This is a genomic window from Yinghuangia seranimata (assembly GCF_029953285.1).
GTDB classification, from domain to species: Bacteria; Actinomycetota; Actinomycetes; order Streptomycetales; family Streptomycetaceae; genus Yinghuangia; species Yinghuangia seranimata.
The window spans coordinates 1-21680 of record NZ_JASAOI010000067.1; the positions used below are offsets into that span (position 1 = coordinate 1).

17 protein-coding genes are annotated in these 21680 nt (G+C 72.0%); 10 read left to right on the forward strand and 7 right to left on the reverse strand.

Going from position 1 to position 21680, the window contains the following annotated elements; genetic code table 11:
- Positions 1 to 94 precede the first annotated feature (94 nt).
- The 3 genes from QI554_RS36985 to QI554_RS36995 form a co-directional block, all read right to left on the reverse strand.
- Positions 95 to 1330 (reverse strand): hypothetical protein, encoded by a 1236-nt coding sequence (locus tag QI554_RS36985; RefSeq protein ID WP_281476731.1) that lies wholly within the window; start codon positions 1328 to 1330, stop codon positions 95 to 97.
- Between the two features lie 137 nt (positions 1331 to 1467).
- Positions 1468 to 2484 carry a LacI family DNA-binding transcriptional regulator gene (locus QI554_RS36990; RefSeq protein WP_281476733.1) on the reverse strand — a complete coding sequence of 339 codons (1017 nt, stop codon included), beginning with the start codon at positions 2482 to 2484 and terminating at the stop codon, positions 1468 to 1470.
- A 130-nt stretch (positions 2485 to 2614) separates the two neighbouring features.
- Positions 2615 to 3361 carry a response regulator transcription factor gene (locus QI554_RS36995; protein WP_281476736.1) on the reverse strand — a complete coding sequence of 249 codons (747 nt, stop codon included), beginning with the start codon at positions 3359 to 3361 and terminating at the stop codon, positions 2615 to 2617.
- A gap of 278 nt (positions 3362 to 3639) precedes the next feature.
- On the opposite strand from QI554_RS36995, the gene QI554_RS37000 reads away from it, so the two are divergent.
- The 9 genes from QI554_RS37000 to QI554_RS37035 all read left to right on the forward strand — a co-directional run bounded on the left by QI554_RS37000 (position 3640) and on the right by QI554_RS37035 (position 11401).
- On the forward strand, positions 3640 to 4479 hold the full coding sequence (locus tag QI554_RS37000; RefSeq protein ID WP_281476738.1) for an alpha/beta hydrolase: 840 nt from the start codon (positions 3640 to 3642) through the stop codon (positions 4477 to 4479).
- A gap of 118 nt (positions 4480 to 4597) precedes the next feature.
- Positions 4598 to 4858 (forward strand): MoaD/ThiS family protein, encoded by a 261-nt coding sequence (locus QI554_RS37005; RefSeq protein WP_281476739.1) that lies wholly within the window; start codon positions 4598 to 4600, stop codon positions 4856 to 4858.
- Between the two features lie 53 nt (positions 4859 to 4911).
- Positions 4912 to 6219 (forward strand): hypothetical protein, encoded by a 1308-nt coding sequence (locus tag QI554_RS37010; protein ID WP_281476742.1) that lies wholly within the window; start codon positions 4912 to 4914, stop codon positions 6217 to 6219.
- 1039 nt (positions 6220 to 7258) lie between these two features.
- Entirely contained in the window at positions 7259 to 7813 is a 555-nt protein-coding gene (locus QI554_RS37015) for a sigma-70 family RNA polymerase sigma factor (protein ID WP_281476744.1), read from the forward strand.
- Positions 7810 to 9192, forward strand: a complete 1383-nt coding sequence (locus tag QI554_RS37020; RefSeq protein WP_281476745.1) for a zf-HC2 domain-containing protein — start codon at positions 7810 to 7812, stop codon at positions 9190 to 9192. The genes QI554_RS37015 and QI554_RS37020 overlap by 4 nt, the downstream gene beginning before the upstream one ends.
- A gap of 91 nt (positions 9193 to 9283) precedes the next feature.
- The gene (locus QI554_RS43650) at positions 9284 to 9364 is read left to right on the forward strand and encodes an Ms5788A family Cys-rich leader peptide (protein ID WP_423529021.1); all 81 of its coding nucleotides are present in this window, start codon (positions 9284 to 9286) and stop codon (positions 9362 to 9364) included.
- 301 nt (positions 9365 to 9665) lie between these two features.
- Positions 9666 to 10505: a sulfurtransferase gene (locus QI554_RS37025; RefSeq protein ID WP_281476748.1), complete on the forward strand. Its 840-nt coding sequence runs from the start codon at positions 9666 to 9668 to the stop codon at positions 10503 to 10505.
- A gap of 35 nt (positions 10506 to 10540) precedes the next feature.
- Positions 10541 to 10831 (forward strand): DUF1416 domain-containing protein, encoded by a 291-nt coding sequence (locus QI554_RS37030; protein WP_235050992.1) that lies wholly within the window; start codon positions 10541 to 10543, stop codon positions 10829 to 10831.
- Positions 10832 to 11077: 246 nt separating this feature from the next.
- A complete protein-coding gene (locus QI554_RS37035; protein WP_281476752.1) occupies positions 11078 to 11401 on the forward strand; it encodes a DMT family transporter in 324 nt (107 codons plus the stop codon).
- A 74-nt stretch (positions 11402 to 11475) separates the two neighbouring features.
- Here QI554_RS37035 and QI554_RS37040 read toward each other — a convergent pair whose 3' ends face one another.
- The 3 genes from QI554_RS37040 to QI554_RS37050 all read right to left on the reverse strand — a co-directional run bounded on the left by QI554_RS37040 (position 11476) and on the right by QI554_RS37050 (position 20766).
- Positions 11476 to 14625 (reverse strand): arylsulfotransferase family protein, encoded by a 3150-nt coding sequence (locus QI554_RS37040; RefSeq protein WP_281476775.1) that lies wholly within the window; start codon positions 14623 to 14625, stop codon positions 11476 to 11478.
- Positions 14626 to 14698: 73 nt separating this feature from the next.
- On the reverse strand, positions 14699 to 17818 hold the full coding sequence (locus QI554_RS37045; RefSeq protein WP_281476777.1) for an arylsulfotransferase family protein: 3120 nt from the start codon (positions 17816 to 17818) through the stop codon (positions 14699 to 14701).
- Positions 17819 to 18045: 227 nt separating this feature from the next.
- Positions 18046 to 20766 (reverse strand): arylsulfotransferase family protein, encoded by a 2721-nt coding sequence (locus tag QI554_RS37050; protein ID WP_281476779.1) that lies wholly within the window; start codon positions 20764 to 20766, stop codon positions 18046 to 18048.
- A gap of 164 nt (positions 20767 to 20930) precedes the next feature.
- On the opposite strand from QI554_RS37050, the gene QI554_RS37055 reads away from it, so the two are divergent.
- Positions 20931 to 21125, forward strand: coding sequence for a DUF3099 domain-containing protein (locus QI554_RS37055; RefSeq protein WP_281476781.1), 195 nt, complete (start codon positions 20931 to 20933; stop codon positions 21123 to 21125).
- Between the two features lie 17 nt (positions 21126 to 21142).
- Here the strand turns inward: QI554_RS37055 and QI554_RS37060 are convergent, their stop codons facing one another.
- Entirely contained in the window at positions 21143 to 21505 is a 363-nt protein-coding gene (locus QI554_RS37060; RefSeq protein ID WP_281476783.1) for a DsrE family protein, read from the reverse strand.
- Positions 21506 to 21680 lie beyond the last annotated feature (175 nt).

Genomic DNA, 21680 nt, shown 5'->3' on the forward strand with positions numbered 1-21680 from the left:
GCGGGGGGCGGGGGGGGCCCCGCCCCCGGGGGGGGGGGCCCCCCCCCCGCCCCCCCCCCCCCGCCCCTCCTTCGTGTTGTGCACCCTCGGCGCGTCAGTTCGGCTGGTGCCCGTGGAAGTGCCCGTGCGGGCCGCTGCGGTGGTTGATGCCGTTCCACTTGTACAGCCGCGAGATCTCCCACAACGACAGTGCCGTGATGACGACCGAGCCGAGGACCGCCACCGCGGTCTTCAGGTTGTCCGGCACCGTCTCCTCGCCGCCGCTGATCTGCGCGATGTCGCCGCCGAGGTTGAGCGAAAGGTCGTTGATCGTCAGCGTCCACGCCAGCCACATCGCCAGCAGCGCGGGCAGCAGCGGGTGGCCGTCGATCGCCGCGAACAGGTTCTTGGTGATCTGCCACAGCGCGCCGATGGAGAACAGGACGCCCCACAACGCGACCGCCGCGGCCGCCCACGAGAGGATCAGCTGCAGCTGGGTGCCGTCGGTGTTGAGCGGATACGCCTTGCCCCGCAGCCCGGCGGCCCGGTGCAAGCCGTACCAGAGGCCGAACGACGCGGCCGGGATCGTGATGAACAGCAGCAGCACCCGGATCGGGTGGCCGAGCTGGCGCAGCGTGTTCTGCCGCGCGTGCGGGTGCGCCAGCATCACCAGCACCGCACCGATCACGACTATGCCGATCGCGCACGCGATCGGCGCCAGGACGATGCGGTGGACGATCGCGGACGCGAGCTGGTTCACCGCGTCGCGGATCTCGCCCTCGGTGTTGGTGGACGCGACACCGCTCGTCGCCCCGCTGCCCGTCCCCGGAGTGGCCGCCCCCGCGCCCGAGCCCGGGACGGCCGGCATGGTGAAGTTCGTCGGCAGCCCCGCACCGCCCGTCGGGAACTTCGTGGGGAAGTTGGTCGGAAACGTCGGCATGCCGGTCGGGAGTCCGGTCGGCGCCGACGTGGCGAAGGCGTTCGCGCCCGGCAGGCTCGGGATCGACCCGCTCGCACCGGTGGGGGTCACGGCGGGCATCCCCGACGACTTCGCCGCCTTGTTCTTCTTGAAGATCGCGTACACGAACACCGTGATGACGATCGACAGACCGAGCCACGCGCGGATACGCGCGAACCGCTCCATCAGCGGATCCGGCCGTCCGTTGCGGTACTTCGGCTTGAGCAGCTTGCCGGCCAGGAAGATCGGAAGCACGGCGGCCGTGATGTTGCCCAGCCAGCGCCGCTCGGTCTCGATCGGCGTCTCGCCCCGGGCGTTGCGCGGCGGTTCTGGCGACCCTTGCGGCGCATGGCCGGTCATCGCGCCCGGCGGATAGTACGACGGGTTCGCCATCGGTGTTGCCCTCCCCGTGAACCCTGTTAAACGGAATCAGGGACGGACACTAGCAATCGTGGCGCGCTGCGGTGCGAGAGATGCGGGCCGAATCGGAACTGCCGGGCGAAACCAGATTTTTGGGGCCGGGTTTCGGGTCAGCAGCCACAGCTGCGGCGCACCACCAGGCGGGCCGGGAAGCTGCGGACCCGGACCTCGCCGGGGGCCGCCGGCTCGCGTTCCAGGGCGAGTTCGACCGCGGCCTCGGCCATCGCCGCGCGGTCGGCCGCCACGGTGGTGAGCGGGACGTCCGCGAACGCGGCCTCGGCGATGTCGTCGAAGCCGACGACGACGAGGTCCTCCGGCACCCGAAGGCCGAGCTCGCGGGCCGCGCGCAGGACGCCTATCGCCTGGTCGTCCGTCGAACAGAACAGCGCGGTGGGCCGGTCGGGTTCGGCGAGCAGCTCGCGGGCGACGCCGTAGGCGCCGAAGCGGTTGAACGGGGCGCCGCGCAGCAGCCCGTGGGTCGGCAGCCCGGACTCGTCCATCGCGCGCCGCCAGCCGGTGACGTGGTCGGTGACCGGGTCGCCGAGGTCGGGCGTGGACGGCGGGCCGCCGAGGCAGTGCACGCGCGTGAGCCCGTGCGCCTCGACCAGGTGCCGGGTCGCGAGGTACGCGCCCTGGACGTCGTCGAGCACGACGGCGTCGCCGCTGAGCGCGTTGGGCTGACGGTGCATCAGGACGACGCGGACGTCGCGCGTCGCGATCTCGGCGGCGGCGCGCTCGGACGGGCCCTGGCTGACCAGCACCAGCCCGGAGACCTGCATGCCGAGGAAGGCCCGCACGTAGTGCAGTTCGCGGTCGTCCTCGTAGTCGGAGTTGCCGATCAGGACCAGCCGGCCCTTGTCGAACGCGGCCTTCTCGACGGTGTGCGCGAGCTCCGCGAAGAACGGCTGCCGTGCGTCGGGCAGCACCAGACCGATGAGGTTGGTGCGGCGGCTGGCCATCGCCTGCGCGACGCTGTCGGGGCGGTAGCCGAGTTGTTCTATCGCGGCGAGGACGCGCTCACGCGTCGCAGGGGCGACAGGCCGCGGTCCGTTGTTCACCACATAGCTGACCACCGCGGTCGACGTCCCCGCGAGGCGGGCAACGTCGTCGCGGGTCACCTTGGGCACCCCACCATTGTAGGGACGGCGCCCTCCGCTCATATCCGCTGTGTCCCCGCTCGTGTGGAAATGCGTGACCGAATCTGTTCCTGGGAGTTTCCTGAAAGCCGCTCCCAGGCCGAAAATCGCCCGGAACGGCTCAGGATGCCTGCTCCGACACCGCTTCCGCCACCGAAACGGTGGTTCCGCGCGCCTCCGGGTCGCTGCCGCGGTCCGGAACCACGAACCGGTAGCCGACGTTGCGGACGGTGCCGATCAGCGACTCGTGCTCGGGGCCGAGCTTCGCACGCAGCCGCCGGACGTGGACGTCCACCGTACGGGTGCCGCCGAAGTAGTCGTAACCCCACACCTCCTGCAGCAGCTGCGCGCGGGTGAAGACCCGGCCCGGGTGCTGCGCGAGGTACTTGAGGAGCTCGAACTCCTTGAACGTGAGGTCGAGCACACGGCCGCGCAGCTTCGCGCTGTAGGTGGCCTCGTCGATCGTGAGGTCGCCGTTGCGGATCTCGGTCGGCTCGTCCTCGGCGCCCTGCGCGGCCTGCAGCCTGCCGATCGCCAGGCGCAGCCGCGCCTCGACCTCGGCGGGCCCCGCGGTGTCCAGCAGCACGTCGTCGACGCCCCAGTCCGCGGTGAGCGCGGCCAGGCCGCCCTCGGTGGTCACCAGGATGAGCGGGCACCCGACCCCGGTGGTGCGCAGCACCCGGCACAGGCTGCGGACCTGTGGGAGGTCGCGGCGGCCGTCGACCAGGATCACGTCGGCCGGTGGTGCGTCGACCAGCGCGGACGCCTCCGCGGGCGCGACCCGGACCTGGTGCAGCAGCAGGCCGAGCGCGGGCAGCACCTCGGCCGACGGCTGGAGCGCGTTCGTGAGCAGCAGCAGGGCACTCAACTGGGCTCCCCTCGCCCGGTGCGGACACGCGGCGCCGCACCTGTTCGGTGGCGGGTGTGCGGGCGCGCCAAGGACGTTGTGGGTCCGGGCCTGCGCCGCATCTTCACCTCCACGAAAACACGAAAGGACCCGGGGCGTCGTCGCCCGGATCCTCATGTCGAGCCCGTCGGGGTGGTGTGAACTGGTCCGGAGACATCAGGTCGGCACCTTCCAGCCCGGCCGCGTGATTTAACACGACCGTTTCCACCCCAGTGGACTCGCCAGTCAGGATAGCCGACATGCCGTGGCTTTCCGATGGTGCTGTCGATCGTCCCGCATCGCGGACGGCCGCCACCACGCAAACCGACCTGTTTGATCACCATGCGCTGCTCAGCGCGGATGGAGTAACGCTCAGCGCCGTCCACCATGCGGACGGTACCGGGGAAGGCGGGCGTGATCTGGCGTTCGTGGTCGCGCACGGGTTCACCGGATCGTGGCGTCTGCCGCGGGTCGGGGCGGTCGTTTCCGAGCTGCGCGCGTACGGCGGCGTGGTGGCGTTCGACTTCCGCGGCCACGGCGCGTCGGGCGGCAGCAGCACCGTCGGCGACCGCGAGGTCCTCGACCTGGACGCGGCGGTGCGCTGGGCCCGCGAGCTGGGCTACCGGCGGATCGTCACGGTGGGCTTCTCGATGGGCGGCTCGGTCGTGGTGCGGCACGCGGCCCTGCGCGAGGACCACGCGCCGGTCGACGCGGTCGTCGCGGTGAGCGCTCCCGCGCGCTGGTACTACCGGGGCACGCCGCCCATGCGCCGGATCCACTTCGCCATCGACCACCCGATCGGCCGCCTCGTGACCCGCGCCGTGCTCAGGACCCGGGTCTCCGGGCGCCGGTGGAACCCGGTCCCGGAGGCGCCGAAGGACGTGGTCGGGCGGATCGCGCCGACGCCGCTGCTCATCGTCCACGGCGACCGCGACGCGTACTTCCCCGTCGACCACCCCGAGCAGCTGTACGCGGCCGCCCGCGAGCCCAAGGAGCTGTGGATCGAGCCCGGCCTCGGGCATGCGGAGAACGCCGTCGGCCCCGAGCTGGTCAAGCGGATCGGGGAGTGGGCGGAACGGGCTTCGAAGCGTCGTACGTGACCCCTGGGGCCTTTGCGCTGTTACGGGGTTCGGATCCGGCGTGCGCGGGCGCGATGATGGGGCACTCTGGAGTCGCGCGACCGAGGGGCGCGACGAGCAGCGAACGGAAGTGGGCGTGATGGCGGTCGGCACGATGCGGTACTGGGCCGCGGCCAAGGAGGCGGCGGGTACCGGCGAAGAGCCGTACGACGCGCCGACCCTGGCCGAGGCGCTGCGCGCGGCGAGGGAACGGCACGCCACGTCCCCGCGGTTCACGCCCGTGGTCGGGAACGCCTCGTTCATCGTGGACGGCGACCCGGTGGGCAAGCGCGACCACGCGACGGTGGAGCTGACCGAGGGCGGCACCGTCGAGGTCCTGCCGCCTTTCGCCGGCGGATGAGCGGCGGCGCGCACGGGCCTCGGCCCGACGCACCGGGGTACGGGGACTGGGGCGTGCCGGAGCAGCAGCAGTACGGGCAGCCGGGGTACGGGCCCGACTACGGGGGCTACCCGCAGGAGGGGCAGTACGGCGGGGGCGCGGCCCCCGACGGGTACGCCGCGGGCTACTCCGACGCGTACGGAGGCGCGCCCGGCGACGGGTACCCCCAGGCGTACGCCGGTCCGGAGCAGCCGCAGGCGTACGCGCCGGAGTACGCCCCGCCCGCGCCGTCGGGCCACCCGGCCGAGGGATACGCGGGCGGGTACGGCGAGCCCGCGCCGGGCCCGGGCGGATACCCGCCGGGGCCGACGTACGAGCCCGCCTACGACGAGGGCGGCGCCACGGCCTACGCGGCGGACTACACCGACTACGCGGACGTCGACACCGCGCAGCCCGCGGGGCCCGACGGCTTTGCCGGCCTCGACGACGAGTACGACCGGTTCGACCGGTACGAGGGGCACGAAGGGGACGCGGGGCACGACGGGCACGACGGGCACGACCAACTCCCGACCGTCCCCGAACCGCGCCGCGCGGAACCGGCCGGGACCGCGGCCGAACGTGCCGCGCGCCGTGTGCCGATCTGGCACCCGCCCGGGCTGGTCCCGGCGCTGCTCACCGGCGGCGTCGCGGCCGTGGTCGCCGCGGGCGCGCTGGTCGGCGGCGCCGGTGCGGCGGTCGGCGTCGCGGTCCTCCAGGTGCTGACCGCGGCCGGGTGGTTCCGGCTGCACGGCATGTGGCCGGCCCGGCAGGGCATCGCGCTCGCGGCGCTGGCGGGCCTCGCGGCCGACGCGGTGGTGCTGAACGCGGGCGACGACGCGCTGCGGACGCTTCCGGGCGTCATGGCCGTCGTGCTGGGCGTCGCGCTGCTGCAGCAACTGGCGCGCCGCGACGGACGCCCGGAGCTGATGTCCGCGCTGACCGTGACCGCGACGGCGGCCCTGCTGACCGTGCTCGACGTGCTGTACGTGCTGGCGGCACGCGTCGAGGGCCCGGACGTCCGCGACGGCGCGGTGGTGGTCGTAGGCGTCGCCGCGGCGGCGCTCGCCGTGCTCGTCGCGGCCCTCCCGCTCCCGGGCGTGATCGGCGAAACCGGAGGCCTGGCCGCCGCGGCGGCCGTCGGCTTCGCGGCCGGCGGCGCCTTCGGCCTGGGCACCCCAGGCCTCGCCCTGGGCACCGCCGCCGGCCTCCTGGCCCTCATGGGTCGCCGCACGGCGGGCTACGACCACCCGTCGAAGTTCGTCCACATGACGGCAGGCGTAGCCCTCCCCGTGGCCCTGGCCGCCCCGGCGGTCTACCTCCTGGGCCGGGTGGCCATCGGCTGAACCCCCAACGAGGCAACGGCCCCGAGCCCCGCCCGACGGCCTGAACAGCGAGGCCGTGGCCGCACGCCCGCACCGTGCGGCCCCGCCGCGCTGTGACGATCCGGCGCCGCGCGGTCGGGCAACGGCTGCGAGGCGAACGGCTGTGAGGCGCGGCAACGGGCTGAACAGGGCGCCCGTCCCGCGTGCCCCCAGCGTGCGGCCGCGCCGCCCTGCGACTGCCCGGCGCCGGACCGCCCGGCGCTTGCACCCTGACCCCGGTGTGCCGTTGAGGCCGTGGGCGCACGCTGCCCGCGGCGTCATGCTGGAGCGGCGCGGGCGGCGGCGACGGCCCCGAGCCTCGACCGACGGGCTGAACAGCGAGGCCGTCCCGCTTGCCGGCAACGTGCGGCCACACCGCGACATGACGACCCGTCGCGGCGGTCGGGCACCGGTGGCGAGGCGCGGATCGCCTCCCCGGCGTACTCGAACGCGGGACCGCCAGGCGCTTGCTGCACCCTGACGTCGGCACGCGGTTGACGCCGCAGGCGCATGCCGCTGGAGCGTCAGGGTGGTCCCCATGGGCGGAGTCGACGCCGCTGTACGACCGTTCGGACCTGCTGGCGGCGTCGGCTTGGCCGGTCGCCCAACGGAGTCGCCTGGCAACGGCCGTTCCGTAGGTGGCCGTCGCCTCATCGTGTGCCGCGTCCGGCGCTTCCGCCGCCCACCTCGCCCGCTCGGTCGTCCGAAAATCGGACCGGTTGGCGTGGCGGGTGCGGAATTCCCGTCAACTCGCCCGCCCGTCGCGGCGATTCCTCTGGTGGCAGGCGGAAGATCGCGGGAGGATTCCGTCATGGGGTGGAGACGCCGCCGGTTCGGATCCGGGGGGCGGGATGAACCGGAGCAGCCGCGCGTTCGTGCTGGGGATGTGACCGGGGAAACGGGCGTCGCGGGGGTGTTGCCTATGGTTGGGTCACCTCGGCTGGGGGACGCCACACCGCCGTCAGGGCGGAGGGCAGGTGCCGTGGTGCCGTTACCGGCTGAGCCGCGCGGGGAAGCGGCCGTGCCGCTGCGGGCCGAGGCCGCTTCAAGAGGGCTGCCCACGGCGGACGAAGCGGTGATCCGTGCGCTGTATCTGGAGCACGCGGGCCCGTTGCTGGGCTACACGCTGCGCCTGACGGCCGGCGACCGCTCGTGGGCCGAGGACGTCGTCCAGGAGACGCTGCTGCGTGCGTGGCGGCACCCGGAGGCGCTGGACCCGTCGCGCGGGCCGGTGCGCGGGTGGCTGTGCACGGTCGCGCGGAACCTGGTGATCGACGGCGGCCGGGCCCGACGCGCGCGCCCTCCAGAGACCGGGGACGCGCCGCTGATCGGGGTGGCCGACGAGCGCGCCGAGGACGAGTTCGACCGCGCGCTGCTGTCGTGGGAGGTGGCCGAGGCCCTCGGCACGCTGAGCCCCGAGCACCGCGCGGTGCTGCTCGAGACGTACTACCGCGGCCACTCGGTCGCCGAGGCCGCCAAAGTGCTCGGGGTGCCCGAGGGCACCGTTAAATCGCGGACGTACTACGCGCTGCGCGCGCTGCGTGTCGCCCTGGAGGAACGGGGGTTGGTGCCGTGACCGGTGTCGACGGGCCCGGTGTCGACGGGCCTGGCGCGTCCTCGGTGCCCGACGGGCCGCCGGGCGCCGACGCGACGGCGGACGAGACCACCGCCGTACCGCGCGAGCCCGGGCCTGCCCGCGGCGACCGCGCGGCCGAGCCGCCCGCGTTCGCGCCCGTGCCGCCGTACCCGTCGGGTCCGCCGCGGACGGCGCCCGCGCCGCTGCCGACAACCCCGGCGTTCGTGCCGGCCCGGCCGCTCGCCCCGCCGCCCGGCACTGCGGCGGCGGACGAGGTGCCCGACGCCGCGACGCCGGACGTCCCGCCCCTCGGGGTCCCGGCGCCCGCCACGCGCTCACCCGCACCGCCCGGGCACGGATCCGGCGACGCCGTACCGCCGACGTCCGAGCCCGAGCCTGAGGCCGCATTCCCGGTCACCGCACCCGCTCCGCCCCCCGTACCGGCCGTCGCGCCGCCAGCCCCCCTCTCCGAGACCGTGTCCACGCAGCCTTCCGCTTCCCCGCCCGACCCGCGCTCCGCGCCGTCCGCCGACCCGGCACCTCCCGCCGGCCCTGTGCGGATCGCGTCACTCACGCCGGATTCCCCGGCCTCCGAGGACCTCGATCCGGCCAAGCAGGTCTGCGGCGCGCTGCGCCTGGACCTCGGCGCGTATGTGCTCGGCTCGCTCGACGAGACCGAGACGCACTGGGTGCGCTCGCACGTCGCGGTGTGCCCCGACTGCCGTGCGGAGTACGAGGAACTCGCCGTGCTGCCGGTCTTCCTGGCCCGCCTGACGCCCGCCGAGGCGGAGGCGAGCGGGATGGTCGCGGCTCCGCCGCCCGAGCGGCTGTTCGAGGCCGCCGCGGTGCGGGTGCGCCGGGAGCGGCGGCGCCGCACGGTGCTGCTCGCCGCGGCGGCCGCCGCCGCGATCGCGGTGGCTTCGCTCGGCTGGGTGTTCGGCGGCGACGACGGCGGCAAGACGACCGCCCTGCCGCCCGCCTCCCCGTCGGTGAGCGCGTCCGCGTCCACCGGCGCGGCCCCGCAGGTTCCGCCGGCGCCCGGCGCCCGCACGGTGAAGCTGACCGACCCGCGCTCGGCCGCCGTCGCGACGGTCGAGTACCGCGAGGTCGAGTGGGGGACGACGATCCAGATGAAGCTCTCGGGGGTCGCCCCGGGCACGCGCTGCCAGCTCGACGTGTACGGCACCAAGGGCCGCCAGGAGACGGCGTCCTCGTGGGTGGTGCCCGACGAGGGCTACGAAGGTTCGTCGGACGTGCTGGTCCCCGGCGCGACGAGCATCCGGTCCGGGGAGATCGTCCGCTTCATGGTGACCGTCGTGGGTCAAGGCACTACGCTGCTGCGTGGAGATATCGGGCAAACCGCAACGAAATCCCCGTGAGCCTGCATCGCATCTCAACATGCGGGCATTTGCGTCTCGAAATATGACACGGGCATGACATTGCCGGTCATACGTCCCTACGATCGTGAACGTGAAGCGACAGGCAGACCTCACCAAGCGGCGCGCAGTGGACCTGTGCCGCACCGCGACCTGCCTGTGTTGCCCGCGCTGACGCGCATCCGGGCGCACAGGTCGGCGGCCCTTTCCGCATGACCTCGGCGGCCAGCCCCCGAGCGCCCCGCACGCCGCGGTTCCCACCGCGAGCCTAAGCGGGACGCCGCGGCGCACGGCCCCACCACCCGACCCGGACCCCGCCCGCCGCACGCCCGCGCCAGCCACCGGCCCCGCCGGACCGGCGCGCCCCGGCCGGCGCAGCGCGTCGCGAAGCGCTTCCCCCCGACTTCTCTTCCATCCGTGCAGAGCCCCATGGGCCTGCCGCCTCCGTGCGGCTGCCCACACACCGGAGGTAAACAATGAGCCGCTCCGACGTCCTCGTAGACGCCGCCTGGGTCGAGGCCAACCTCGACAACCCGAAGGTCGTCCTGGTCGAGGTCGACGAGGACACCGCCGCGTACGAGAAGAACCACATCCGCGGCGCGGTCCGCATCGACTGGCGCAAGGACCTGCAGGACCCGGTCAAGCGCGACTTCGTGGACCAGGAGGCGTTCGGCGCGCTGCTGTCCGCCAAGGGCATCTCCAACGACGACACCGTCGTCCTGTACGGCGGCAACAACAACTGGTTCGCGTCGTACGCGTACTGGTACTTCAAGCTGTACGGCCACGGCGACGTCAAGCTGCTCGACGGCGGCCGCAAGAAGTGGGAGCTCGACTCCCGCGAGCTGGTCGTGGAGGTGCCCGAGCGCGCCGCCACCACCTACGTCGCGCAGGCCCAGGACACCTCGATCCGCGCCTGGCGCGACGACGTCCTCGCCGCGATCGGCACCACGAACCTCGTCGACGTGCGTTCGCCCGACGAGTTCTCCGGCAAGCTGCTCGCCCCCGCGCACCTGCCGCAGGAGCAGTCGCAGAAGGCCGGCCACGTCCCGACCGCGAAGAACATCCCGTGGTCGAAGGCCGCCAACGACGACGGCACCTTCAAGTCCGACGAGGAGCTGAAGGCGCTGTACGAGGGCGAGGGCGTGGACCTGTCCAAGGACACCATCGCGTACTGCCGTATCGGCGAGCGTTCGGCGCACACCTGGTTCGTCCTGCACGAGCTGCTGGACCAGGCGAACGTGCGCAACTACGACGGTTCGTGGACCGAGTACGGCGCGCTGGTCGGCGTTCCGATCGAGCTCGGCTCCGGCAAGTAAGCACAAGCGCGGCATTCAGGTAAGGGAGCAAGAACATGTGCGGCGCGAAGGCCGGCGGGCCGGATCTGGCAGGAGTTGACGTGGCGAACGAGACGATCATCCAGGGTTCCGTGACCAAGGGCGGGCAGCCGATCAGCGGCTACGTCCGTCTCCTGGACGCGGGCGGCGACTTCACGGCGGAGGTCCCCACCTCGGCGACCGGCCAGTTCCGGTTCTTCGCCGCCCCGGGCACCTGGACCGTGCGGGCCCTGGTCCCCGGTGCGACCGTCGACCGCGCCATCGTCGCCGAAAAGGGCGGCGTGGCCGAGGTCGAGATCGCGGTCTGACCCTCGGGCGTTCCTCGGGTCACTTGACGGCGCGACCGCCGCGGGCCACCGGGTCTCCTCCGGACGTACACCCACGGTGCCCGGCCCCGCGACGGCCGCGCTGACGCGAAGGGCGGCGTTCCTCCCCCGAAAGGGCGAGGGGCGCCGCCCTTCGCCGTCCCCCGGCGCGGAAGCCGTGTAGTCGGCGCGCCGGTCGGGCAAGATCGCCGTTGTGACCAACACATTGTCGGCAGAACGGATCGGTTGATGGCCTGGGTGCTCGTCATCATCGCCGGCATCCTCGAGACCGGCTTCGCGCTGCTGCTCAAGGCCAGCCACGGCTTCTCCCGGCTGTGGCCCACCATCGGCTTCGCGGCCTGCGCGATCAGCAGCTTCGGCCTGCTCACGCTGTCGCTCAAGACGCTGGACGTCGGACCCGCGTACGCCGTGTGGACGGGCATCGGCGCGGCCGGCACGGCACTCATGGGCATCTGGCTCTACGACGAGTCCTCGTCGGTCCTCAAGCTCGTGTCGATCGCCCTCATCCTGGCGGGCGTGGTCGGCCTGAACCTGTCGGGGATCAGCCACTGACCCGACCGAGGGCGCAGAACGCCGTGAGGGGCGGCACCCGAACGGGTGCCGCCCCTCACGACGGGTACAGGGGGTCAGTTGTTTCTGGCGCTCCCGCACTTGGCCTCGGCCACCCCGGTCGCCGAGTTCCAGACGATGCGGCCCCACGTGAACGTCTGATACCGGCTGCCCGCCGGAAGGCCCTTGTCGTAGGTGTTCGATTCCCACCCGGCCGGCACGCCGAGGCAGCTCTGGTCGGCGCCCATCGACTGGTACTTGGCCCAGACACCGCCGTAGACCTGGAACGGGATTCCCCGCGCGTACGACATGTAGATGGCGCCGCGCTCGGCCACCACGACCTGGCCCTGTCCGTCGGCGGTCACCCGGACGTCGGCGATCGGCAGGCCCAGGTTGGGCTCCGCCCAGATCGCCGGGTTGAGCTCGTTGTCCGGCACCATCCGCGCGCCGAGGTCGGCACTCCAGTAGATGACCCCGTGCTCGAAATGCTGCACCTGGACCCCGGGATGGCCGTTCAGCGGCCACTCGTGCCCGCGCGGGAAGCCGAGCCAGCCCGAATCCCAGTTCTGCGACGCCCACTTGTCGGCCATCGCGCCGCGAATGATGCTCGCCCCGGTGTTCGGGCTCCAGAAGACCGCGCCGCGCTGGTAGAGCTGGTAGGTGCCCCGGCCGCTCCCCGTGACGATCTCGTCGGTCATGGGGAAGCCGAGCCAGATCGCCCCGTTGTAGCCGTAGATGCCGTTCCGCCAGGTCTCCAGGATCGCCCCGTGCATCTCGTGCGCGCCCGTGTCAGCGGTCCACACGACGAGCCCGCGTTGGAACGAGGTCGTCCGGGCGGAACCGGGGACGCCCTGGAGGTCGTGCTCGGTGTCCGTGGGATAGCCGAGGAAGCCCGTCGGGCCGCCGAGCTGGAGCCACTTCGTGCGGATGCCGCCGTGGACCTCGTGAGCCCCACTGCCGGGGCTCCAGTAGATCGAGCCGCGCTCGAACTGCGAGACGCGGCCGACGCCGTCGCCGACGTTGAGCTCGTCGGTCGTCGGGAGGCCGAGGAAGCCATAGGCGCCGCCGTTGGCCTGCCACTCCTGGTAGATGCCGCCGAAGACGACGTGCACGTCGCCGTTCGGAGCCACCGTCACCGCACCGCGCTCGAACTGCTGCACGGTCGCGCCGTTGACGGTTCCCGCGGCACTGGTCGGGTAGCCGACCGCGGACTTGACCTGCTGCCACTTGGCGTAGACCGCGGGGGAGATCGGGAACGCGTTGGGCGAGTCACAGGTCGCCGCGTAGAGCCGGGTGAGCGCGAAGTCCTGCGTGCAGCCGGTCCCGGACGGGTCGGCGACCGGCTCGGCCACCGGGTAGCCGAACTCGGCCACCGGGTTCTTCGACGTCAACCATCCGTACGCGAAGCCGCGCTTGAGCAGGTACGTCGTGTTCGCCGGCGTGCGGATGAGCATTGATCCGTCGGCGACGACCACCGAGGAACCGCCGTCGGGGTACACGGTCATCGTGCTGCGGGGCGCCCCGAGCGGACCCGTGGCTCCACCCCGCGCCCGGTACTCGTCGGCGAGCGGCCCATAGACGAGGGCGGCCGCGCTGCCCCCGTTCGCGGGGCTGTAGTAGCCGAAGCCCTTGGTGAAGTCGCGGAACTGCCCGCCGTTCAGCGGGGTCATGAATCCGGTCGGCGTCCCCATCACGCTCGGATCCGGAAGGGCGGCGACGAACTGGGTGACTACGTCGGTGTACGAGAACGGCGACGATCCATGAGGGAGCGGGTTGCCGGCGCCGTCGAGCGCAGTCACCACCCATCCCATGGCCGTCGGAGGCAGGGGCGCCTCGAACGGGGTGCCGACGCCGGCGGACGGGACCGTCGCCAGCGGGGTCAGGTGGTCCTTGTCGGGGCCGGCGGAAATCCGCCACGCGGCGACGCCGGGCGCGCCGTTCCAGATCGCCGCGCCGCGCACCTTGCCGTCCGCCGTGGCGGAGGCGTTGACGAAGAAGTACGGGCTGGTCGACGTCCACGAGACGCGCTGAGCGCGTGCCGCCGGGACGCCCGCGGGGAGCTGGCTCTCGAACACGACGGTGCCGCCGGGCGTCACCTCGGCGACGGCGCCCTTGGCGCCGAACGTGACGAGCCGGTTTCCGTTGGGGAGCACCTGGTTGCCGCCCGTGCCGACGTCCTGGACCGGGTCGTCGGGAGTCCAACGCCAGTCGAGCGAGGCGGTCTTGGCGCTCTCGTCGAGCGTGTAGGCCACCGAGCGCGCCGACTTCGAGGCGCTGTCGTCGAGGAAGGAGAGCCGGCCGGTCGCGTCGACGGTCGCGTCGATCGGGCGCGTCGGCGCGGCGTCGGTGCCGGCGAACGTGAACTCGTTGCGCTTGCCGCCGAGGATCCACGTGAAGCCGCCGGTCGCGCGGTCGAGCTTGTAGACCGAGCCGGTACCGGACGCGGACGCGAGGATGTCGCCGTTCTTGTCGTAGGACGCGGCGTTGAGGCCGACGTAGTCCACGCCGGACGTGATGGTGCCGAGGCTGTCGCCGAGCGGCACCTGTCCGGGACCGGCCTTGAGCGACGCCCACTCGTACGTCGTCGCGCCGGTGGCGAGGTCGACCTCGCGCACGACGCTTTCGAGCACGCTGCCGTTCTTCGCCCCGCCGAACGTGGTCAGGTCGACGGTCGCGGGCCGCTGGAACGTGATCAGCGCTTTGGTGCCGTCGGCGTTGGTGCTGATCGCGGACCGCTCCCGCACGATGCCGGGGGTGTAGATCTCCCGGAGGTCGTTGTCGTCGCTGTCGATGACGGACCAGCGGTCCCAGCTCGGGACCGCCAGCGCGGGCTTTCCGAGATAGGTGATGCGCGTGAGGTTCCGCAGGTCGGAGCTGTAGACGATGCGGCCGCTGTTGTCGTAGATGAACGACGCTTCGGGGATCTTGCCGGACGCGCTGTTGCCCCCCAACAGGAGTCCGGGTGCAACGCCGTCGGTGACGCGTGTCGCGATCGGCGTCAGCGGGAATCCGTACTGCCACGGGGAGCCGGGGCTCGGCGGCGGCGTGATCGCCTGCGGCAGGACCGCCGGTGTTCCCGACGCGGCCGCGGGCGGCCTGCCGTTCGAGAACGTGGGGGGCACGGGCGAGGCCGCTGTCGCCGTGCCGGACACGCCGACGACGACACACGTCGTCAGAACGGCCGTCGAGCAGGCCCCGGCCAGGGCCCGTCTTATGGAGTTGCTCAAGGGTGTTCCTTCCCCGCGGATTGCCGAAGGCCCGGCGGGCGGCCGGGCCTTCGGGTCGAACTGTCGTGCACTGTCAGTAGGTCTTGCCGTTGAAGCACTTGGCGACGGTGGAGCCGTCCGGGTACCAGGTGATCGTGCCCGTGGTGAACTGCTGGCCCCGTGCGCCGGCCGGGCTCGTGTCGTACTCGTGCGACGTCGGCGTTCCGAGGCAGCTGTTGTGCGCGCCGAGGGACTGGTACTTGGCCCACACGCCGCCGAATACCGGGATGGTGAACCGGGGGCTCGCGTACACGTTCGTGTACACCGCGCCCCGCTCGTACAGCACGTACTCCGCGCCGTTTCCGGCGACGGCCACGTCGCTGGTCGGCATGCCCATGTTCAATTGATCCGTGTAGTCGAAGCCCGGCGGGAGGATGTGCGTACCGGTGTACGGGCCCCAGACGATCACGCCGTGCTCGAAGCGCTGGAGCCTCCCGGTCCCTGCCCTCTCCTCGTCGCTGATCGGGTAGCCGAGCGGTCCGGAGTTCCAGTTCTGCGAGGCCCACTTGTCGTTGATACCGCCGTGGATGATGTACGCGCCGTTCTCCGGGGTCCAGAAGATCGAGGCGTTCTGGAACACCTGGTAGCGGCCTCGGCCGTCACCCGCCGCCATCTCGTCGGTCAGCGGGAAGCCGACCCAGAATCCGAGGTCCGTCGTGCCGCCCCAGCGGCTGAAGATCCCGCCGTGCACTTCGTGAATACCGGTCGCCTGGTTCCACACGAGCGAGCCGCGCTGGAACGAGGCGATGAGTCCGCCCGCCGCGCTCCCGCCCATGACCCGCTGCGTGCCGACCGGGTAGCCGAGGAAGCTCGTCGGGCCGCCCAGTTGCAGCCAGCGGTCGCGGAGTTCCCCGTGCACCTCGCCGACACCGCTGTTCGGCGACCAGTAGACCGATCCGTGCTCGAACTGCGAGACGCGGCCGACTCCGTCGCCGACCGGCAGCTCGTCGGTCGTCGGCAGGCCGAGGAACCCGGTCGGGCCGCCTTGCTGCTGCCACTGGTCGTTGATGCCGCCGAACACCCACCGGACGTCGCCCGCCTGGGTCTGGACGATCGTGCCGCGTGCGAACCGCTGCACGGTGTTGCCGTTGACCTTCTCCGGGCCGTCCACGGGGTACCCGAACCACTGTCGCAGGGTGTCCCACTTGGCGCCGATCGGGCCGGACACGGGGAATGCCACGGCAGCGTCGCAGGTGGGCGCATACAGGCGCGCGAGCGTGAACGTCTGGAGGCAACCCGTCCCGGCCGGGTCGGTTCCCCCTTCCGCGGTCGGATAGCCGATCTCCGTCGCGGGCGAGGCGTACGCGCGCCACGCGTACGCCATCGGTCCGACGACGCGGTGGGCGCCGGTTGCCGCAGACCAGACCAGCACGGAGTAGTCGCCCAGCACGACGGAGGAGCCCCCGTCGGCGTAGGTCTTCATCGACTCGAGCGGCGCTCCGTACGGGCCCGCCGGCCCACCCGCGGCCTTGTAGGCATCGGCGAGCGGTCCGTAGACCAGGCTGACGGTGCCCCGCTGCGGGTTGTAGACCCCGACGCCGGTGCTGAAGTCACGGACCCAGAGCGTGCCTGTGTACGTGGGCAGGCCCAACGGGGTGCCCATAACCGACGGGTCGGGGAGCTGGCTGACCGCCTTGATGATCTCGTCGACGAAGCGGAACGTCGACGTGCCGCCCGGGATCGGCTTGCCGTCCTTGTCGAGCGCGGTCACCGCGTAGCCGACGTCACTCGGCGCGAACGGCGCCTCGAACCGCGTCTCCAGGCGGGTCGCGGGGGTCGTGAACGACGGCGTCAGGTGGTCCTTGTCCGGACCGACCGACACCTGCCACGAGACCAGTTCCGTGGCGCCGTTCCAGGAGGCGTACAGCGGGATCTTCCCGCCGGTGTACACCGTCTGGGCGGAGAGGTTGACCTCTGAATTGCCGGTCGACGTCCACTCGGCACGCTGCGTCCGCGTGACCGCCGTGCCCGCCGGGATCTGGCTCTCGAAGACGACGGTGCCGTTCGGGGTGACCTCGACGACGGCGCCCTTGGCGCCGAACGTGATGAGCCGGTTCCCGTTGGGGAGTACCTGGTTGCCGCCGGTCCTGACGTCCGACACGGCGTCCTGCGGTGCCCACCGCCAGTCGAGCGCGGCCGACTTGGCGTTCTCGTCGAGCGTGTAGGCGACCGACCGCGCCGACTTCGCCGCGCTGTCGTCCAGGAACGCGAGACGCCCGGAGCCGTCGCGCGTGACGTCGATCGGCCGGGTGGGCTCGGCGTCGGAGCCGGTGAACGCGAACTGGTTGCGCTTGCCGCCGAGGATCCAGGTGAAGCCGCCGGTGGCACGGTCGATCTTGTACACGGAGCCGGTTCCGGCGGCCGACACGAGGACGTTGCCGTCGGTGTCGTACGAAGCGCCGTTGAGGCCGGTGTAGTTGACGCCCTGTGCGATGGCGACCCGGCTGTCCGCGAGCGGAACCTGGCCGGGGCCCGCCGCCAGCGACGACCACTCGAAGGTGGTGGCGCCGGTGGACAGGTCGATCTCGCGGACGACGCCTTCCACCACCGAACCGGCCTTGGCGCCGCCGTACGGCGTCAGGTCGGCGGTGGCGGTGCGCAGGAACGTCAGCAGGGCCTTGGTGCCGTCCCCGTTGGTGCGGATGTACCCCTCACCGGGCACGATGCCGGTCAGCGTGATCGTCCGGAGCGTCTTCCAGGCCGCGTCGTGGACGGTCCAACCGGAGCCGCCGGGCAGGGCGATCGCGGGTTTTCCGAGGTACGTGATCACCGCCGGGCCCCGCGTGCCGTCGCCGCCGCCGCGGCCGTACAGCGTGCGGCCGATGTTGTCGTAGATCTGGCCGGTGGTTGCGGCGAAGTCGCTGCGCGCGTTGCCGGCGAAGAGCAGGCCGGGGGCCACAGCGCCGGACACCTTGGTCGCGACCGGCGTGACCATCAGCCCGGCCTGCGGGCTCCCGGCGGGCGGCGGCGGAGTGATCGTCTGCGGTGCGGTGAACGGGGCGCCCGGGGTGCTCGGCGCGGCCGCCGCGAACGTCGCGGGTACCGGATATGCGGGTGTTGCCGAAGCCGTGCCGGAGATACCTACGACGACACAGGACGACAGAACGGCCGCCGAGCAGACCCCGGCGAGGGTCCTTCTCACAGGACTGGACACGGGTGTTCGCTACTCCCCCCAGTAGTTGGCAGCCCCATTGAGCAGCCTGACGGTTGGTCGCGTCAAGCGGGAATTCCGACCGGAGTCACCGCCCGACGCAGAGTCACTTTCCGGCCGCGAAAAGGGATTCCGGACGGCTGATGAGTCGACATATGGCCGTGCGTGCCGAAGGCCCGGCAAATGGCCGGGCCTTCGGCGTTCGGTTCCGATTCCGGATCGCGGAATGCTTACCGGACGACGGTCCTCGTCTGCCCGGTGGCCGCGCTCCATTCGATGTACCCGTGCTCGAAGTCGCTGCGGCGCAGCCCGTCTGCCGGGCTGTACTCGTTCGACGTCGGGTAGCCCAGCCGCCCGCGTTCGGCGCCGGCGGCGACCCACGCGTCGCGGATGCCGCCGTGCACCTCGTGGGCGCCGGTCTGCGGCGTCCAGTACATCCCGCTGCGCTCGAAGAGCTGGTACGCGCCGCGGCCGTCGGGCGTCGGCATTTCGTCCGTCGTCGGGTAGCCGTAGTAGGCCTGTTCCGCCGGCGTGTGGCTCCAGAGCGCCCAGATGCCGCCGTGCACTTCGTGCGCGCCGGTGCCTGCCGTCCAGAAGACCACGCCGCGTTGGAACTGGTTGAAGGTGGCGATGGGGTCGAAGCCGACGTACACCTCGCCGCTCGTCGGGTAGCCCAGGAAGCTCCGGACGCCGCCGAGCGCCAGCCACTTGTCGCGGATGCCGCCGTGCACGGTTCCGGCACCCGACGAGGGAGACCAGTAGATGGACGCGTGCTGGAAGTGCTGCACTCGGCCTATGCCGTCTCCCGCCGGGAGTTCGTCGGTGGTCGGGGCGCCGATGAATACGTTGTCGCCCTTCCAGGCCACCGCCAGGATGCCGCCGAAGACGGCGTGTGCACCGGTCTCGTCCGAGTACGTGATGATGCCGCGTTCGAAGTCCATTCCCCCCTGGTACGGCGCGAAGTTCGGGTATCCGAGGACACGCCGGCCTTCCTCCTTCATGCTGTTCCACTTGCCCAGCACGGGTTCGAAGACCGGGAACGCCCTGTTCCCGTTGACCAGGCTGCAGCCCTTGGCGTACATGGTCGCCTTGGTGAACTCCTGGTAGCAGCCGGTCCCGTACGGGTCGCTCTGCTGCTCACCCTTCGGGTAGCCGATGAACGTCGTCGGATCTCCAGAGATCACGCCTGGCAGGCCCATGTGCGAGTTCCAGTAGGTGTCCCACGACTGGGACATGACGCTCGCGATGAGGTGCGCCCCGGTCGCCGGAGACCACGCGATGTACGCGAAGTTGCGCAGCTTGACCGACCTTCCGCCGTCGGGGTGGACGCGCATCGTTGCGACCGGAGGGCCGAGGAAACCGTCCGGGCCGCCGTACTTGCGGTACTCGGTCGCCACTGCGCCCGCGATCGCGGACACCTCGCCCGTGGGGGCGGTTCCGCCGGTCGTGTAGGCGAGGCCCTGTGTGTAGTCGCGCACCCACCCCTCGCCTATGCGGTACGGGAACGACGTGGCGACGCCCATGGACGCCGGGTCCGCGAGCCGAGCGACTCCGCCCGAGAGGACGTCGAGGTACGTGACAGGTGTCGTACCGACCGGCAGCGACGCGCCGTCCTTGTCGAGTCCGGTCACGGTGAACGCGGCGTCCGACGGCGCGAGCGGGATCTCCAGATTCACCGCGGTGTCGACCGCGGGCAGGGTGAACACCTTGTCGAGGTGGTCCTTGTCCTGCCCGGACCGGACCTGCCACGACACCAGTTCGGTCTGGCCGTTCCACCGCAGCCGCATCGTGGCGGTCTTGCTGTCGAGCCGCGCCAGGCCGTCGTAGCCCAGGTAGGGCTCCTCGGTCGGTGCGGTCTTCCACGTGACCCGTTCGGTGCGGCTGACGTGCACGCCGGCCGCCGCCTGGTTCTCGAAGACGACGTCGCCGTCGGCGGCGACCTCGACGACCTTGCCCTGCTCGCCGAAGGTGAGCAGCCGGTTCCCGTTGGGCAGCACCTGGTTGCCGCCGGTGAGCAGTCCCGTCACCGGGGTGGCGGGTGCCCAGTTCCACGTCCGCTGGGCCTTCTTCGCGTTGCCGTCGACCGCGTACGTGACCGAACGCGCCCCCGAACCGCCGTTGCCGGCGTCGAGGAAGCTCAGCGCGCCGTTCTCGTCCATCCGCGCGTCGATCGGGTGCGCGGGCGCGGCGGACGTGCCCGCCAGGCCGAACTGGTCGCGTTTGCCGCCCAGGATCCAGTCGAACGTCCCGGTGGCCTGGGCGAGCTTGTAGACGGATCCGGTGCCGCCGCCCGAGACGAGGATGGTTCCGTCGGGTGCGTAGGAGGCGGCGTTGACGCCGAGGTAGTCGGCCGCGGCGGGGGTCAGGCTGTCCTGGACGGGCACCCGCGCGGTCTCGCTGCCCAGGGAGTTCCATTCGAACAACGTCTTGCCCGAGCTGAGCTCCACTTCGCGGACGACGCCCGCGAGGACCTTGGCGTCCTTCGCTCCGCCGGTCGCGCTGAGGTCGACGGTCGCCCAAGCGCTGCCGGTGATCAGCGCCTTGGTGCCCTGGGTGTCGGTGGACAGGTGGTCGGCGGTGTTGAGGTACGGCGCAGGTACGCGACCGACCTGCTCACCATGCGTGTTCGTGAGCCGCCAGCCGCCGTACGGGCTGCGGTCCGCGAGAACCGGCGAGCCCTTGAACGCGACGACAGTTGTTCCGGTCGTGTCCCCGGCCCGGTAGAGCACGCGGCCGGTGTTGTCGTAGACGAGTCCTTCGGGCCCCCGGCCGGGGGCGCTGTCCGTGCCGCCGATCAGCAGGCCCGGCGCCGCGCCGGCGGTCACGTGCGTGGTGCCTGCCGGGCCGCCCTCGGCCGCCGACACGCGCGCCGGCGCGGTGGACGGCGTGTCGACGACGCCTCCGGTGCCGGGCGGCGGGGTTGGATCGGCCGAAGCCGCGGTTCCTGTCACCAGCGTTGCGACGAACGCCGTAGAGCAGACGGCCGCCAGAGACCGTCTCGATATGCGCGCCAAGGTGGCTTGTCCCCCCGATCGACAATGCGACGACACATTTCACCAGCCGCCCGGTTGTCGGCGTCAAGGGGGTTGTTTATGCCGCGGCGTACCGTGGAGTTGTGCGTAGGCGTAAGCGGATTTACTTCGCGCTCATGGGCACGTGCCTGACGTTGTTCGTGCTCTCATGGGGCGTCATCCGCTTTGTGTCCATTCCGGCCGCGGTCGCCATGAGCGCGGTGGCCATGGTGATCCCGCCGGTCGCGGCGATCATCGCCAATCGCCGCGATCCGGGGGAGCGGTGGTTCGACGAATAGGACGTGTGCGGCCGGTGTCAGTAGACGAGGGCCTGCGCGTCGTCCGCCATCGCCTCCTGGACGAAGACCTGCGCGCCCGCGATGCGCACTCCTTCGATGACGTCGGCGCCGGTGATGCCGCGCCGGGCCGCGCACTGCGTGCACAGGGTGACCTTGCCGCCGGCCAGGACCGCGTCGAGGAGGTCGGTCAGCGGCGCGGCCTCCGGAAGGGTGAACTCGGCCGCGCGGCCCGGGAGCGCGAACCACGCCGACTCGCCGGTGAGCCACAGCGACACGTCGACGCCGCCGGCGAGCGCGACCGCGGCCACCGTGAACGCCTGCGAGCAGCGCTCGGGCGAGTCGAGGCCCGCCGTCACCTTCAGTACGAGAGATCGCTTCATGCGCGACACGCTAATGCGGACGGCCCGCCGGTCCGCGCCTTGCGGGTGACGCCGCGGCGAGCAGGGTGAAGTACGGCACCCTGACCGGATCCGGGCGGGTGCCGCGCCGTACACTGATCGCGATTCGCCCTGCGCGCGGCTCACGCGCGGCACTTCGTCCGAGGAGCACCAAGGT

Excerpts from the sequence above, each read along its gene's own strand:
- QI554_RS36985 (WP_281476731.1), bottom strand. The coding sequence starts at position 1,330 with ATGGCGAACCCGTCGTACTATCCGCCGGGCGCGATGACCGGCCATGCG.
- QI554_RS37000 (WP_281476738.1), top strand. The coding sequence starts at position 3,640 with ATGCCGTGGCTTTCCGATGGTGCTGTCGATCGTCCCGCATCGCGGACG.
- QI554_RS37005 (WP_281476739.1), top strand. The coding sequence starts at position 4,598 with ATGGCGGTCGGCACGATGCGGTACTGGGCCGCGGCCAAGGAGGCGGCG.
- QI554_RS37025 (WP_281476748.1), top strand. The coding sequence starts at position 9,666 with ATGAGCCGCTCCGACGTCCTCGTAGACGCCGCCTGGGTCGAGGCCAAC.
- QI554_RS37030 (WP_235050992.1), top strand. The coding sequence starts at position 10,541 with ATGTGCGGCGCGAAGGCCGGCGGGCCGGATCTGGCAGGAGTTGACGTG.
- QI554_RS37035 (WP_281476752.1), top strand. The coding sequence starts at position 11,078 with ATGGCCTGGGTGCTCGTCATCATCGCCGGCATCCTCGAGACCGGCTTC.
- QI554_RS37060 (WP_281476783.1), bottom strand. The coding sequence starts at position 21,505 with ATGAAGCGATCTCTCGTACTGAAGGTGACGGCGGGCCTCGACTCGCCC.